Here is a 15,432-nt window from a genome sequence, read left to right on the forward strand (position 1 = left end):
GCTAATCATTTTTTCTGAGATAAACAAGAAAATCGCAACATTTCTAAAAGAATCTATGAAAAAGTATGATAAAACATGAGCAAGTATGAGCAACTGTGAGTTGACCCCTCACCGATTTCGTATCTTTGCATTGTGGTTCAGAGATAACATCTCATACCACCAAGAGGCAATGCGCAGCGCCCCCTACTACACAAACACAATTTATTAACCTTAAAAATGAAGACACTATGATTCTGTACACATTGAAGAAGTATGTCAACGAGAAGTTGAGCGCCGCTAACGGCAAGTTTTTCGCCTACCCTGTAATCACCCAGACCTATGGTCTTGATGAACTCGCAGAGCACATGGAAAGTCACAACACCCCGTTCTCAAAGGGAGCCATCAAGGGAATGCTCACCGATATGGTGAGCTGCGTAAGAGAACTGGTTCTGCAGGGTATCGCCGTGAAGATTCCCGACCTCGCCATTTTCAGCATCGGCATCAAGAACAAGGAAGGTGCTGCCTCCGAGAAGGAGTTCAGCATCACCAAGAACATTGCCGGACTGAAGCTCCGTGCACGTGGCACCGGTGAGTTCAAGGCAAACAGTCTGAACCTCGATGCATCCCTGAAGAAGGCTACAGCCGTAACAGGAGATGTTACTCCACCAGACGGCGGTAAGGACAACACAGGCGATACTACCCAGGGTGGCGGCACAAACCAGGGTGGCGACTCAACACAGACTGGCGGATCAGGCAACACCGAGAGCAGCGGCTCCGATGGTAGCGACGGCCTGGAGTAACCCCCTCGCCAGTAGATGAAGAAAGAAGGTTTTAGACAGGATGCAGTCCGGGATTCGGCTATAGCACCCCCGGCTATTCATCAATATAGCAAGCATCATTGAAACACGCGCTATCAAGCCCATCTGCTCATCCTGTCAGCCTTCCTTCCTAAAAGTATCGCCCGGATATTGGAAATCCGAGCCCCCAATCCATTTATTAACCTTAAATCAAATGAAAATGAAAAGAGAAACACTCAAGAAAATTCTGAATTTCGTCATTACCGTTCTCACCGCAGTAGCCTCTGCCTTTTGTGTGCAGAGCTGCCAGTAGTATCAACCCTTTAAAGATTCAGCACTATGAAAAACACAAGAAAAATCTCACTTATTGTCATCCACTGTTCTGCCACACGCGTCACCCAGGACTTCACCTTCGAAAAGCTCGAAGCCTGTCATTTAGCCCGTGGTTTCCGCAGCATCGGTTATCACTATTACATCACGAAAGACGGCGTCATCTACCCCGGACGTCCCGAGTCAGAAATCGGCGCCCACGCCCGCCATTTCAATGCACACAGTATCGGCATCTGTTACGAAGGCGGTCTCGACGCCGACGGCAATCCGGCAGATACCCGTACGAAGGCTCAGAAGCAGTCGCTCCAGAATCTCCTGACGAGTCTGTGCGTAGACTATCCCGAAGCCGAGATCCTAGGTCATCGTGATCTCCCGAACGTCCACAAGTCCTGTCCCTGCTTCAGTGTCCAGGCTTGGCTGAATGAAATCAAATTCCACATTTAGCCCTCTATTCAGTTGATATTGTTCATACTTTATTATTTTTTCTACTCTCTGAGGGTGTGTCATAAGTCTGTGACGCACCCCTTTTTATTTTTTGCCTTTTCACAGATACGAAATCTTTAAAAAACATTTTTATTTACAACAAAGCCCAAACTTTCACAAGCTCGGGCTTTGCCTTTCCGCAAAAGATTTGTATCTTTGCAGAAAACTTCTTTAAGTATGGCAAAGATACAAATAAAATCTGAAACTCGGCACGAATTGAGCTTTTTTCCTAACTCTTTCGATGATTATGTGCCAAAAGACAGCAAAGTTCGTATGGTGGATCGTATTGTTCGCAGTATGGACATCAACCCTCTCATGGATACCTATGATGGGATTGGTGCTCCTCCTTACAGTCCGAAGATGCTTCTAAGTTTAGTTGTTTTTGCCTATATCAATGGCATTTATTCCTGTCGTGGCATAGCGGACGCACTTAAATACGATGTTCGCTATATGTGGATTTGTGGAGGTAAGCAATTATCTTTCGCAACAATCAACCGCTTTAGATCCCATCATATGATTAAATGCATCGACTTCTATTTTGATGCGGTCGTCTCCATATTGGTTGAAAAGGGCGTGATTAGTCTGGAGGAACAATATGTTGATGGCACTAAGATAGAGTCGAAAGCAAACAAGTACACGTTTGTATGGAAGAAGACTGTGGAAAAGAACAGGGCTAAGCTCTTGGAAAAGACCTCTGCTGCATTGGCTCAGATAAAAGAACAAATTCGCCTGAATGGCGGGAGTGACATTAGGGAAGAAGACAGCGAGCCAGCCACTTCCGCCAGGGATGTAGAGAGAAGTGCACGTTTGTGTGAGAGGCAAGCTAAGAACCTTCCTAAGGCAAAACTTACAGGAAGAGAGAAGCAAAAGCTAAATACTCAGATAGATCACTTGTTCAAAGCCTCGGACAAACTGCGCGAGTATGAAAAATCACTGGATATACTGGGTGAGAGAAACAGTTACTCCAAGACTGATCCCGATGCGACCTTCATGCGCCTCAAGGAAGATGCCATGAACAATGGGCAGACAAAGCCTGCCTATAACCTTCAAATTGCGACAGAGAATCAATATTGGACGAATTTCGCCCTTTATCCCAATCCAACAGACACCCTGACCTTCAAGCCTTTTTTGGATAAGTACAAGAAAAGATATGGAAAGCAATCCAAGAGCGTCACCGCAGACTCAGGGTATGGCTCGGAGGAGAACTACGAGTACCTAGAGATGGAAGAGATGATGGGTTATGTAAAGTACAACTGGTTTCACAAGGAACAGCATAAGCCTTTCAAGGAGGATGCCTTCAACCAAGCGAACTTCTACTACAACAGGGATGATGACTATTATGTCTGCCCCATGGGACAACACATGGAACCTTGTGGACAACGGCAAACGAAAAGTGACTCCGGCTATGTGTCTGTCATTACATTATATAGAGCACAACGATGTGATGGATGTCCGCTTGGAAGTCTCTGCAAGAAATCCAAAGGCAACAGAACCATATATGTCAACCATAAACTGAATGCATATAAAAAGGAAGCCTTCCTGCTACTAACGTCTCAAGAGGGCTTGAAACACAGAAGCCAGCGACCGATAGAGCCGGAAGCTGTATTTGGGCAGATGAAGGCAGATATGCATTATAAGCGATTCAGGCATTTCGGAATGGACAAGGTTTACATGGATCTAGGATTGTTCGGAATGGGATTCAATTTGAAGAAATATTTGGGTATAAAACGATAAAACTCAATTTTGTTTTTTTTATCGTCAGGGATAACTATGCCCTTTTGTGAGCTTTGGGGCTGTTTTGTTATCGATAAAACAAGAAAAGTAAAGTTTCTATACAATATAATAAGATTCCCTTTGTGAAGAAAGACTACGATTCAACTAGAATATATAGAAACACACACAAAAAAGGGTGCGTCACAGACTTATGACACACCCTCATTTTTGTTCAGGAATCTGCAAACTTCTTCATAATGAGGAGTATTGCGCCCCCACTTTTCCACTGAAAAGTAGGCTGTAACATGAAATATAAGACATAATTGTTTTAAATAATGTGAAAAAGTAGCGTAATACTAAACTTTATATGTACTTTTGCATCGAATTATATAAAAATAAGAAACAAATTAAAGAGAAAATATAAAAAAGAAGAAAGGATATGAAGATGAAAAGAATCATATTGACACTCTCTATGCTGGTGGCTCTTGTAGCTACTGCATCTGCTCAGGCAGAGATTAAGTTCGACAAACTGATACACAACTTCGGTTCGTTCGAAGAGTCAAATCCGGTACAGAAGGCAACCTTTACCTTCACCAATGTGGGCAACAAGCCTTTGATTATCAACCAGGCTATTGCCAGCTGCGGCTGTACCATACCTTCTTACACCAAGAAGCCTATCGCTCCAGGCGAGAAGGGACAGATTAGTGTTACCTATAACGGCAAGGGCATGTTCCCTGGTCATTTCAAGAAGAGCATCACCATCCGTTCTAACGGCAATGTAGAAATGTCACGTCTCTATATAGAAGGTGTTATGACAGAAAAGAAATAATCTAGCTCAATTTAAAAGTAAGCATGATTTTCTATTTCTCAGGAACTGGAAATACCAAGTGGGCAGCAGCCAGACTGGCAGCGGCTACACACGAAGACTTGATTCCTATCGCCCCTTATATGCGGGCGGATGATTCAAGCCACAATATAGCCGAGCCGTTTATTCTGAAAGAGAATGAACGGCTCGGATTCGTTTTCCCCGTACATGGCTGGAGAGTTCCACGCCTTGTAAGGGAGTTTATCAGGAAGATGAAGATACGGAGAGAAACTCCTGATGCTACTGCTGAAGACAAGGAGACGTTCAGGAAGCATCCTTTTGCCTATTGCGTCTGTACTGCAGGCGACAGCATCGGACTCACCATCGAAAACCTCAACGATACGATTGCGCTGAATGCATCGCTTCAGGCATTGGGCATCACGGAGGTTTCTGCTTCCTACTCGCTCATCATGCCGGAATCTTATGTAGGACTTCCTTTCATGGATGTTGATCCGAAGGAGCGCGAAGTTCGTAAGAAATCGAAATCGGCACAGGAACTGGCAGTTATCTGCGAAGAGATATTCGACAGGAAAGAGGGAGTGAACCGTCTGGTAAAAGGTCCTATCCCCTGGTTCTTCACCAAGGTTGTGGGCGGATTCTTCGAAAAGGTACTCATCACCGATAAGCGGTTTCATGTGGAGAAAGACAAGTGCGTGAAGTGTGGCATCTGTGCCAACGTCTGTCCTGTAGGCGATATCAAGGGCGGGCACGGAGAATACCCGGAATGGCTGCATCACAAGGATTGCCTCACCTGCTTTACCTGCTATCACCATTGTCCGCATCACGCCATCGAGTTTGGACGCCAGACGCAGAAGAAAGGACAATACTTTTATAAATAATTCCCCCTTCTACCCTAACTGTTTATGAAGAAGACAATCATCTCTCTGATGCTCGCCTTCCTGGGCATCGCCAATCTCTATGCCGTAAAGGCTAAACCGGGCATCGCCAAGATTATGCTGGCTGATGGAACCGTAGCATGTGCTACCCTGCATGGCGATGAAACCTTCCACTACTACATGCTGCTGGACGGTACGCCCCTGCGGGAAACCCAAGACGGAAAATACGAAAAGATAACTGCTGAAGAGCTGAACACCCGAAAGACCCGTGCTTTCTCTTCAGAGAATATCACAAGAGCATCAGAATTAGGAACCGTGAGCCCAAGCTATTTCCCTCCTAAGGGAAGTCCGAAGGCATTGGTACTCCTGGTGCAGTTTCAGGATGTGAAGTTCAAGAGTAAGGATCCGGTTGCTACATTCAACCATTACCTCAACGGAAAGAAGGGAGAAGCTATGCCTGAGGCTGATAAAGAAGTGTTTATCACCAACGAGAATTACTGCCAGAACTACGGCAGCGTACAGCAGTATTTCGCAGACATGAGCGATAACCAGTTTATACCACAGTTTGACGTAGTGGGTCCTGTTACGGTAAGCAAGAATTCTGCTTATTATGGCAAGAACGGACGTGACGACGGAAGTGACACCAACTATCCTCAGATGATTAAGGAAGCCTGCCAGCAGGTAGACGGCAAGGTTAACTTTGCCGATTACGACAGCGACAGCGACGGATATGTAGACCTTGTATATGTGATTTATGCCGGCTATTCTGAAAGCATCCCAGGCAATTCAGGCGATTGTCTCTGGCCGAAATCGGGTACCGTAGGAGGCCTGGGAACCTATGACGGTAAAAAGGTACGCCGGTTCGGCATTAACAACGAGCTGAACAATAAGCCTACAGATACCCAAAACGGCAAATACTACATCAATGGTATCGGTCTCTTCTGTCATGAGTTTTCGCATACTCTCGGTTTGCCAGACATCTATCCGACCAACGGCATCACAGACCATAACCAGAGTCCTGAATATTGGGACGTCATGGATATGGGCAATTATCAGGCTGACGGCTACCAGCCTATCCCTTATTCACCATGGGAGAAAAGCATCGTAGGATGGAAACAGCCTACCCTTCTTTCGGATACCGAGGCGAAGCAGATAAAGCTGGAACCATACGACAAGGCATCGGATGCATACAAGATTATAGCCAACAGCCAGGGCGAATACCTGCTGCTGCAGAATATCAGAAACGAGGGATGGTACAAGGAGGCTCTGGGTTACGGATTGCTGGTATGGCGCATCGACTACGATGACAAGACTTCGGTTAATCTGTTTGATAATCCCAACAACACGACAGGTAAGCCAAGGGTAATGATTGTTCCTGCAGACGGAATGGTATACAACAGCTATAACAGGGGTGTCAGCAGCGATGATATTATAACGAGTCTTCAGAACGACCCGTTCCCGACCTACAAGGCGGGCTCTGCTACAGAGTATGAGGTGAACAGTCTGACCAGTATCACCCTGAACAACAGTGTTGATACGAGTCATCCGCTCTACAACATCACAAAGGATGAAGCAACCGGTCTGGTTACCTTCGATTATCTCAAGAACTTCTCTCCTACCGGAATCTCTTCGGTCATCATCGGCAAAGACAGACCGACAGTCTATTTTGATCTGGAAGGCAGAAAGGTTTCCGTTCCACAAAAGGGCAAGATTTACATCACCAACAAGGGACAGAAGATAGTATACTAATATACTGAACTTTCGCATGTGGTTCAAGAACGGGCTGAAGACCCAAAAGCTCCTAGCCCAGGGCATCGCCCTGGGTATAATGGCAATCAGCAAGACGCCCTGTAAGGGCAAAAGCTTTGTACATTGCACAGTATTTTAAAGCTTTTGCCCTTACAGGGCGACAAGTTTGTGTCCGTAATTACCCAGGGCGATGCCCTGGGCTAAGAGCTTCTGCCCTTTCAGGGCGTGTGGAGCTTATTTGCGAAACTTGAGATTTTAATATATTCTAGGACCGAAGATGGTGGTACCTACACGAACCATCGTGCTGCCGTGCTTGACGGCAATATGATAATCGTGACTCATACCCCAGCTACGCTCGCAGAAAGCATCATCATCGGCAAAATATCTAGCCTTTATCTCATCAAAGAACCGGGCAGCCTCATCAAACTCCTGAGCAATCTGCTGCTCATCGTCTGTATTAGATGCCATCATCATGATGCCACAAATCTGCACATGCTTCATCTCCCGCCATTCGCCTGCCTCCAGAAGTTCGCGGCAAGCATCAAGAGATAGACCCGATTTGGTATCTTCCTCAGCCAGATGAAGTTCCAGAAGAACCTTCACTACACGATCGTGCTTGGCAGCCTGCTTCTCAATCTCCTTGAGAAGTTTCAGACTGTCTACCGATTCTATCATCGAGATATAAGGTGCGATATACTTCACCTTATTGGTCTGCAGATGACCGATGAAATGCCACTCGATGTCCTCAGGCAGCGAAGGCACCTTCTTGGCGAGTTCCTGTTCGTGACTCTCGCCGAAGATACGCTGTCCTTCAGCATAAGCCTCCTCGATATACTCGTTGGGATGGAACTTGCTGATGGCAACGAGACGAACACCGGCAGGCAAGCTGTCCAGCACCTCATGGAGATTTCTTTTTACATCATAGTCCATATTCTAAATGTTGAGTGTTGAATGTTGAGTGTTGAGTGTTGAGTGTTGAGTGTTGAATTAACCTTTGTGTCCCGTTAGGCAACTCAACATTCAACACTCAACATTAATTTATTTCTCCTCGTATTCAGGCACATCATTCTTCTCCTCTTTCTTCTCGGTAGGAGCATGATGCTCGAATACATCCATCAGTTTGGTTTCGTTCAAACCAACCACATCATAATCTATCATAGTCTTGCCCATCACCTCATCAATATAACGGAGGGCACGGGCGAGAGACTTAGCCTGAACAAGATAAGTAACATTGCTGCGCTTCTCCTTCTCACTCTTCTCATCAATCGTGATGAACTGGAGTTTAGCCTTATACCACTTATCATCATCATCCATATCGCTGAAGAAGATTTCGCCGTAGCCAGCCTTACCGATACCGCTCACCTTCAACTCGCCTCTTACATATACCGACATTTCATCGATGATGGCGCTCTCAGCCTCGGTAAAGCTCAAAGCATCTACTACGTATGCTTCAGAAACAACCTTTTCAGAACCATCCTCCATTGTCTTCTGATATTTCACTTTGGTCTCAAACCATGTACTTGTTCTACTTCTCATAATTTTCTTCTTACTTATTTTAATTAATTAGTATAATCTTATAACATTTCTTGAATTTAAGTGCAAAGTTATAAAAAAGAAAGCAAAGAGCGACATATTTAAAGAGTTTTTAATCAAAAAATAAAATTTAACCGAAAGTTATTCTCAATTCTCATCTAATTTTCTTATCTTTGCAGCCGATTAGCATAAATTGAAAAGACCAGAAGGTCATAGAATTCAATTTTCGACACGGATAATTAATAGAAAGAAACAATATTTTAAGATGCCAGAAATATCTGTACGCGGTCTTGAAATGCCAGAGTCACCTATCAGAAAGTTGGCTCCTCTGGCTGCCGCAGCAAAAAAACGTGGAGTAAAGGTATATCACCTCAACATCGGTCAGCCTGACCTTCCAACTCCTCAATGTGGCCTAGATGCCCTGAAGCATATAGACCGCACGGTCTTGGAGTATTCTCCAAGTCAGGGCTATCTCAGCTATCGCGAGAAGCTTGTAGATTACTATAAGAAATTCAACATCAACGTAACTGCCGATGATATCATCATTACATCGGGAGGTTCTGAGGCTGTACTCTTCTCTTTCATGAGCTGCCTCAACCCTGGCGACGAGATTATCGTACCAGAACCTGCTTACGCTAACTATATGGCGTTTGCCATCTCGGCGGGTGCCAAGATCCGTACCATCGCCACAACGATAGAAGAAGGTTTCTCCCTGCCTAAGGTGGAGAAGTTTGAGGAGCTGATCAATGAGCGCACACGTGCCATCCTGATCTGCAACCCTAACAACCCTACGGGCTATCTCTATACCCGCAGAGAGATGAATCAGATTCGTGACCTGGTGAAGAAGTACGACCTCTATCTCTTCTCTGATGAGGTTTACCGTGAGTATATCTATACAGGCAGTCCTTATATCAGTGCGATGCACCTGGAAGGCATCGAGCAGAACACGGTTCTCATCGATTCTGTTTCGAAGCGTTACAGTGAGTGCGGTATCCGTGTAGGTGCCCTCATCACCAAGAATGCAGAAATCCGCAAGGCGGTGATGAAGTTCTGCCAGGCCCGTCTCTCTCCTCCACTAATCGGTCAGATTGTAGCCGAAGCTTCTCTGGATGCTCCAGAAGAGTACTACCGCGATGTATACGATGAGTATGTAGAGCGCCGTAAGTGTCTGATAGACGGCTTAAACCGTATTCCGGGCGTATACTCTCCTATTCCTATGGGAGCCTTCTATACCGTAGCCAAACTGCCTATCGATGATTCTGAAAAGTTCTGCCGCTGGTGTCTGGAGGAATTCAACTACGAGGGCGAAACCATCATGATGGCTCCAGCCTCCGGTTTCTATACGACTCCTGGAGCCGGTCACAATCAGGTTCGTGTAGCTTACGTCTTGAAGAAACACGATCTGGAGCGTGCTCTGGTGGTTCTGGGTAAGGCACTTGAGGCTTATCCGGGAAGAGTGGAAGACGAAGGACTGTAACAATGTTGAATGTTGAGTGTTGAATGTTGAGTTGCCTAACGGACATAAAGATTAAATTAACTATCAACATTCAACACTCAACATTCAACTATCAACATTCAACACTCAACATTCAACATTACAAAAGATGAATTTTCCTCTATTTATAGCAAAGAGATTATATAGCGATCAGGGCGATAAACGTAAAGTTTCTCGCCCTGCTATTCATATAGCCACTGCAGGTGTTGCTATCGGACTCGCCATTATGATTATGTCGGTATGCGTAGTGCTCGGATTCAAGCATACCATACGCGACAAGGTAATAGGATTCGGAAGCCATATACAGGTGGCCGACTTCATGACGCTGCAGCAGCAAAACCAGTATCCGGTGGTTATGAACGACTCGATGGTCAACGTACTGAAAAAGATACCTGGCGTAAAACATGTGCAGAAATTTGCCATGAAAGAGGGAATCCTGAAGACGGACAGCGATTTCCTGGGCGTCATATTCAAAGGTGTAGGACCTGATTTCGATTCTACCTTTATCCATCAGAACATGATTGAAGGCAGCATCCCTAAGTTTGATGACAAAGCGAGTCATAACCAGATTCTCATCTCACAGCTGATGGCTGATAAGCTGAAGCTGAAGACGGGAGAACGCATCTTTGCCTACTTCTTTGATGACAACGGAGTGCGTATGCGCCGCTTCACCATCAAGGGTATCTATCAGACCAACCTGAAGAAGTATGATGAGGTGATGGTATACACCGACCTCTATACTGCCGTGAAGCTGAACGGATGGGAAGAAGACCAGGCGAGCGGTGCAGAACTGACCGTTAACGACTTCAACAAGCTCAACGAGACAGAAGACTATATCATAAATAAGGTGAACCGCACGGTAGACCACTATGGCGAAACCTACAGCAGTGCTACCATCAAGGACCTGAATCCAAACATCTTCCAATGGCTGAGCCTGATGGATCTGAATGTCTGGATTATTCTCGGTCTGATGCTGATAGTAGCCGGCGTCACCATGATCAGCGGTCTGCTCATCATCATTCTGGAACGCACCTCCATGATAGGCGTAATGAAGGCATTGGGTGCCCGCAACAAGACCATCCGCCACACCTTCCTGTGGTTTGCCGTCTTCATCATCGGCAAGGGTATGCTTCTGGGCAACGCCATCGCCCTCGGCATTCTTACCCTCCAGTACTTTACAGGCATCCTCAAACTCGATGCACAGACCTATTATGTAAGTACCGTTCCGGTAGAATTCAACTGGCTTGCCATCATAGCCCTGAACATTGCTACGCTGCTGATAAGTATCTTCATGCTCGTAGCACCAAGCTACCTGATTTCTCATATCCATCCAGCCAAATCAATGAGATATGAGTAAAATACAGTCTATAACACCACAATATGTAGACTAAAAAGGAAAAAAAATAATTATTTTATATAGTTTTTGAAAATAGTGCACATTTTATTTTGCAGTGTGCACTATTTTCATTATCTTTGCACAAAATTTTGTAAATTGTGCAATGAATTCAATACCAAGTTTTAACTCGTATATTGAGAACAGCATTATCAAGAATTGGAATCTGGATGCGCTCACCGATTACAAGGGCGCAACCCTCCAATATCACGATATTGCCAGAAAGATTGAGAAGCTACACATCCTGTTCGAAAACAGCGATGTAAAGAAGGGCGACAAGATTGCCGTCTGCGGAAGAAATAGTAGCCAGTGGGCAGTAGCCTTCCTGGCCATTATTACATACGGAGCCATTGTCGTACCTATACAGAACGAATTTAAGCCTGAGCAGATTCACAACATCGTGAACCACAGCGAAAGCAAACTTCTGTTCGTTGGTGACGTGGTAGCTACAGAGATAACACCAGAGGAGATGCCTTCGCTGGAAGGAATCATCTATCTTCCGGACAATTCGCTTGTCATCTCGCGCTCTGAGAAACTGACTTATGCGCGCGAGAACCTCAATGCAATGTTCGGACACAGATATCCTAAGTATTTCAGACCAGAACACGTGAAGTATCACGTAGACGATCCTGAAGAACTGGCAATGATCAACTATACCAGTGGAACTACCGGTTTCTCAAAAGGTGTGATGCTCCCATACAGAGCACTTTGGGGTAATCTCGACTACCTCATCGATTCAGTGAAACCTAAGATAGGTAAGAACTGCAACATCCTTTCTACCCTTCCGATGGCTCACATGTATGGACTCATGACAGAATTTCTCTTCAATATAGTATTGGGTAACCATATCTTCTTCCTTACCCGTCTGCCGAGCCCAACGCTCATCTCAGAGGCGTTGTCAGAAACCAAGCCAGACATCCTCTATGCGGTGCCGCTTGTAGTAGACAAGATTGTAAGAAAGGAAGTATTCCCACATATCCAAACCAACCGTGCACGACTGCTGATGAACATGCCTGTCATCAATAAGCGCATCAAGGAGAAGGTTCGCGAGTTTGTATTGAGAAAGTTTGGCGAACGTCCTTACGAGGTTGTTGTGGGTGGTGCTCCGCTCAACAAGGAGATAGAGAACTTCTTCATCAGCATAGGTTTCCCTATCGCAATGGGATATGGTACCACTGAGACTGCTCCACTTATCACCTTTGCCCATCAGGACAACTACGTGGCAGGAAGCTGTGGTGTTGCCGTGAAGCACATGGAGGTCAAGGTTTTGAGCGATGACCCGGAGAACGTAGCCGGTGAACTGGTTTGCCGCGGCATCAATGTGATGAAGGGCTATTACAAGAACCAGGAGGCAACAGATGCCGTAATAGATAAAGACGGATGGTTCCATACAGGCGACCTGGCAACGATGGACGCCGACGGACATTTCTTCGTAAGAGGCAGAAGCAAGAACATGCTGCTGGGACCTAACGGACAGAACATCTATCCGGAAGAGATTGAGGACAAGCTCAACTCCATGGCTATGGTCAACGAGAGCATCGTAATACAGAGCGATGACAAGCTGGTAGCTCTGGTTCATCCGGATATGGAAGAAGTTAACAACCTCGGCTTTACAGACGAAGACCTGGAGAACATCATGGAGCAGAACCGCAAGGAACTGAACATGCAGATACCTAGCTTCGCAAAGGTGTCACGCATCAAACTTCATAATCAGGAATTTGAAAAGACAGCCAAGAAGTCTATCAAGCGTTACCTCTATCAGAACGCAATCTAGAGGACAGGCCCTATCTGCTGACAGACCATCAGCAGATAAGGTCTATCATCAGCAAACGGACTTCTGTACGAGAAAAATATAAAAAAGCAAATCGTTAAATAACAAGAATATGGAGATTCCAAGCTTTAACGCACTCATCCAAAAGAGCATCATAGACCATTGGGATATGGATGCTCTGACAGACTACAAGGGAGCAACCTTGCAGTACCATGATGTAGCACGCAAAATTGAGAAGCTACACATCATGTTTGAGAACTCTGGTGTAGTAAAGGGCGACAAGATAGCACTTTGCGGTAGAAATAGCGCAAACTGGGCTGTAGCATTCCTTGCTACCCTTACCTATGGTGCCATTGCCGTACCTATCCTGCATGAATTCATGCCAGACCAGATTCACAACATCGTAAACCACAGCGATGCCAAACTGCTCTTTGTGGGTGATGTTGTAGCTACACAGATTGATGCAACGAAGATGCCAGCTCTTGAAGGCATCATCTATATACCGGATTATTCACTTGTCGTTTCACGTACCGACAAGTTGACTTATGCGCGCGAACACCTCAACGAGATGTTCGGTATCAAATATCCCAAGTACTTCCGCAAAAACCATGTCAACTACTATATGGAACAGAATCCGGATGAGTTGGCAATGATCAACTATACCAGCGGAACTACCGGTTTCTCCAAGGGAGTAATGGTTCCATACCGTGCACTATGGGGCAATGCAGATTTCGCAGAGAACGTACTGGGTAAGAAGATCAAGCAGGGAGATTCTGTCATCAGTATCCTACCGATGGCCCACATGTACGGCATGGCGTTTGAATTTATCTTCGAATTTATCAAGGGCTGCCACGTCTTCTATCTCACCCGCATCCCTAGTCCAGCCATCATCGCCGAGGCATTCGGCCGCATCAAGCCAGCCGTCATCATAGCTGTACCTCTGGTTATCGAGAAGATTATCCGCAAGAAGGTATTCCCTAAAATCCAGAACAACCGCATGCGTATGCTGCTCCACATGCCTGTGATCAGCAAGAAGGTGAAGGAGAAGATATGCGACCAGGTATCCAATGCCTTCGGTGGCAACTTCTACGAGGTGATTATCGGTGGTGCAGCCTTTAACCAGGAAGTGGAAAGTTTCCTCCATAGCGTAGGTTTCAAATATACCGTGGGATATGGCGCAACAGAATGTGCCCCTATCATCTGCTACGAGGATTACAAAAACTTCGTACCGGGCTCTTGCGGTAAGGCTGCCCTCCACATGATGGTCCGCATCGACAGTCCTGATCCTGAGAATGTACCAGGCGAAATCCTTGCCAAGGGTCCTAACGTAATGTTGGGTTACTATAAGAATGAGGAAGCTACCAAGCAGACCATCGACGAGAACGGATGGTATCATACAGGCGACCTCGGAACCATGGATGGTGACGGCAACGTCTTCATCAAGGGTCGTAGCAAGAACATGCTGCTCGGCGCAAACGGTCAGAATATCTACCCTGAGGAGATTGAGGATAAGCTCAACTCTTTGGCTCTGGTAGCGGAAAGCGTGGTTGTACAGAAGGGCAACAAGCTCATTGCTCTGGTTCACCCAGACTATGATGAAGCTCAGACCCTGAACCTCGGTACCAACGAACTGGCAGATGTCATGGAGCAGAACCGCCAGGAACTCAACACCATGATTCCTGCTTACAGCAAAGTATCAGAAATACGTATACATGAAGATGAGTTTGAAAAGACTCCTAAGAAGAGCATCAAGCGATTCCTCTATACGGCAGAGTAAAGAAAGAACCTGTATTATGAAATAAAAAATGGTGTGACTTCGGTTTTGAAGTCACACCATTTTTTATAAGTTATAAATTATAATAAAGTATTCGAGCGGATTCTGGACAGCGTTTCCGGAGTCATCTGCAGATAACTTGCGATATAGGTGAGCGGAGCACGCAGAACCACCTGTGGGCTCATTTCGCACAGGCGCTTATATTTATTAGGTGCCGACTCAAATCGCATCAGATCGGCATGAATCTGAGACTGAATCAAACTCTCTTCCAATATTTTACGATAAAGCATCTGGATATTAACATTACGCATAGCAGCCGCCTCCAGCTTTTTCTTCGGTAGCATATACACCAGCGTAGGCTCCAAAGCTTCCACCTGCAGGTGGGTAGGCTCTTCCTTAAAGAGGCTCTCAATGCACATAAAGATGGTATGATCCACACCCAGATGTTCGGTCACCTCCTTGCCATTCTTAAAGTAAAATTGGCGCACCAATCCCTTCTCGATGTACGAGATACCCATGCACTGTTCACCTTCAGGCAAGATCATCTCGCCCTTGGCATACTTGATAGGCTCAAGGATATCTTCCACAACATCGAGCTCATCATAAGTCATCGTACTATATTTACGCGCCAGTTCGCGCGCAATATCACGCTTAGGGGTAATTACTTTAAAGTCTGCCATAATACTTAACCTCCTTTTCCATTATACTTATATT

The 15,432-nt window shown here is 45.6% G+C and carries 14 protein-coding genes; 11 read left to right on the top strand and 3 right to left on the bottom strand.

The window, feature by feature from the left end; translation table 11 throughout:
• Positions 1–227 precede the first annotated feature (227 nt).
• From RCO84_RS07765 to RCO84_RS07795, 7 genes are all read left to right on the top strand, one after another.
• Positions 228–779 carry an HU family DNA-binding protein gene (locus tag RCO84_RS07765; protein ID WP_118139572.1) on the top strand — a complete coding sequence of 184 codons (552 nt, stop codon included), beginning with the start codon at positions 228–230 and terminating at the stop codon, positions 777–779.
• Between the two features lie 217 nt (positions 780–996).
• Positions 997–1,089, top strand: a complete 93-nt coding sequence (locus tag RCO84_RS07770; RefSeq protein ID WP_167529916.1) for a smalltalk protein — start codon at positions 997–999, stop codon at positions 1,087–1,089.
• Between the two features lie 26 nt (positions 1,090–1,115).
• Positions 1,116–1,550, top strand: coding sequence for an N-acetylmuramoyl-L-alanine amidase (locus tag RCO84_RS07775; protein ID WP_022121070.1), 435 nt, complete (start codon positions 1,116–1,118; stop codon positions 1,548–1,550).
• A gap of 216 nt (positions 1,551–1,766) precedes the next feature.
• A complete protein-coding gene (locus RCO84_RS07780; protein WP_317584624.1) occupies positions 1,767–3,323 on the top strand; it encodes an IS1182 family transposase in 1,557 nt (518 codons plus the stop codon).
• Between the two features lie 424 nt (positions 3,324–3,747).
• Positions 3,748–4,131, top strand: coding sequence for a DUF1573 domain-containing protein (locus tag RCO84_RS07785; protein WP_317585507.1), 384 nt, complete (start codon positions 3,748–3,750; stop codon positions 4,129–4,131).
• Between the two features lie 23 nt (positions 4,132–4,154).
• Entirely contained in the window at positions 4,155–5,006 is an 852-nt protein-coding gene (locus RCO84_RS07790; RefSeq protein WP_287823021.1) for an EFR1 family ferrodoxin, read from the top strand.
• Positions 5,007–5,030: 24 nt separating this feature from the next.
• The gene (locus RCO84_RS07795; protein ID WP_317584625.1) at positions 5,031–6,752 is read left to right on the top strand and encodes a M6 family metalloprotease domain-containing protein; all 1,722 of its coding nucleotides are present in this window, start codon (positions 5,031–5,033) and stop codon (positions 6,750–6,752) included.
• A 255-nt stretch (positions 6,753–7,007) separates the two neighbouring features.
• Here RCO84_RS07795 and RCO84_RS07800 read toward each other — a convergent pair whose 3' ends face one another.
• Both RCO84_RS07800 and RCO84_RS07805 read right to left on the bottom strand, forming a co-directional pair.
• Entirely contained in the window at positions 7,008–7,682 is a 675-nt protein-coding gene (locus RCO84_RS07800) for a YggS family pyridoxal phosphate-dependent enzyme (RefSeq protein ID WP_317584626.1), read from the bottom strand.
• 108 nt (positions 7,683–7,790) lie between these two features.
• Positions 7,791–8,288 carry a DUF4494 domain-containing protein gene (locus tag RCO84_RS07805; RefSeq protein ID WP_317584627.1) on the bottom strand — a complete coding sequence of 166 codons (498 nt, stop codon included), beginning with the start codon at positions 8,286–8,288 and terminating at the stop codon, positions 7,791–7,793.
• 262 nt (positions 8,289–8,550) lie between these two features.
• Between RCO84_RS07805 and RCO84_RS07810 the strand changes: the two genes are divergently transcribed.
• From RCO84_RS07810 to RCO84_RS07825, 4 genes are all read left to right on the top strand, one after another.
• Entirely contained in the window at positions 8,551–9,762 is a 1,212-nt protein-coding gene (locus RCO84_RS07810) for a pyridoxal phosphate-dependent aminotransferase (RefSeq protein ID WP_006846964.1), read from the top strand.
• A 127-nt stretch (positions 9,763–9,889) separates the two neighbouring features.
• Positions 9,890–11,137 carry an ABC transporter permease gene (locus RCO84_RS07815; protein WP_144150575.1) on the top strand — a complete coding sequence of 416 codons (1,248 nt, stop codon included), beginning with the start codon at positions 9,890–9,892 and terminating at the stop codon, positions 11,135–11,137.
• 142 nt (positions 11,138–11,279) lie between these two features.
• On the top strand, positions 11,280–12,947 hold the full coding sequence (locus RCO84_RS07820; RefSeq protein WP_117729163.1) for an AMP-binding protein: 1,668 nt from the start codon (positions 11,280–11,282) through the stop codon (positions 12,945–12,947).
• 109 nt (positions 12,948–13,056) lie between these two features.
• Positions 13,057–14,721, top strand: coding sequence for an AMP-binding protein (locus tag RCO84_RS07825; RefSeq protein WP_317584630.1), 1,665 nt, complete (start codon positions 13,057–13,059; stop codon positions 14,719–14,721).
• A 77-nt stretch (positions 14,722–14,798) separates the two neighbouring features.
• Here RCO84_RS07825 and RCO84_RS07830 read toward each other — a convergent pair whose 3' ends face one another.
• Positions 14,799–15,398: a Crp/Fnr family transcriptional regulator gene (locus RCO84_RS07830; protein ID WP_117729167.1), complete on the bottom strand. Its 600-nt coding sequence runs from the start codon at positions 15,396–15,398 to the stop codon at positions 14,799–14,801.
• Positions 15,399–15,432: the final 34 nt, after the last annotated feature.

This window comes from Segatella copri (assembly GCF_949820605.1).
Taxonomy (GTDB): domain Bacteria; phylum Bacteroidota; class Bacteroidia; order Bacteroidales; family Bacteroidaceae; genus Prevotella.

Excerpts from the sequence above, each read along its gene's own strand:
- RCO84_RS07815 (WP_144150575.1), top strand. The coding sequence starts at position 9,890 with ATGAATTTTCCTCTATTTATAGCAAAGAGATTATATAGCGATCAGGGC.
- RCO84_RS07795 (WP_317584625.1), top strand. The coding sequence starts at position 5,031 with ATGAAGAAGACAATCATCTCTCTGATGCTCGCCTTCCTGGGCATCGCC.
- RCO84_RS07810 (WP_006846964.1), top strand. The coding sequence starts at position 8,551 with ATGCCAGAAATATCTGTACGCGGTCTTGAAATGCCAGAGTCACCTATC.
- RCO84_RS07775 (WP_022121070.1), top strand. The coding sequence starts at position 1,116 with ATGAAAAACACAAGAAAAATCTCACTTATTGTCATCCACTGTTCTGCC.
- RCO84_RS07800 (WP_317584626.1), bottom strand. The coding sequence starts at position 7,682 with ATGGACTATGATGTAAAAAGAAATCTCCATGAGGTGCTGGACAGCTTG.
- RCO84_RS07785 (WP_317585507.1), top strand. The coding sequence starts at position 3,748 with ATGAAAAGAATCATATTGACACTCTCTATGCTGGTGGCTCTTGTAGCT.
- RCO84_RS07805 (WP_317584627.1), bottom strand. The coding sequence starts at position 8,288 with ATGAGAAGTAGAACAAGTACATGGTTTGAGACCAAAGTGAAATATCAG.
- RCO84_RS07780 (WP_317584624.1), top strand. The coding sequence starts at position 1,767 with ATGGCAAAGATACAAATAAAATCTGAAACTCGGCACGAATTGAGCTTT.
- RCO84_RS07820 (WP_117729163.1), top strand. The coding sequence starts at position 11,280 with ATGAATTCAATACCAAGTTTTAACTCGTATATTGAGAACAGCATTATC.
- RCO84_RS07790 (WP_287823021.1), top strand. The coding sequence starts at position 4,155 with ATGATTTTCTATTTCTCAGGAACTGGAAATACCAAGTGGGCAGCAGCC.
- RCO84_RS07825 (WP_317584630.1), top strand. The coding sequence starts at position 13,057 with ATGGAGATTCCAAGCTTTAACGCACTCATCCAAAAGAGCATCATAGAC.
- RCO84_RS07830 (WP_117729167.1), bottom strand. The coding sequence starts at position 15,398 with ATGGCAGACTTTAAAGTAATTACCCCTAAGCGTGATATTGCGCGCGAA.
- RCO84_RS07770 (WP_167529916.1), top strand. The coding sequence starts at position 997 with ATGAAAAGAGAAACACTCAAGAAAATTCTGAATTTCGTCATTACCGTT.
- RCO84_RS07765 (WP_118139572.1), top strand. The coding sequence starts at position 228 with ATGATTCTGTACACATTGAAGAAGTATGTCAACGAGAAGTTGAGCGCC.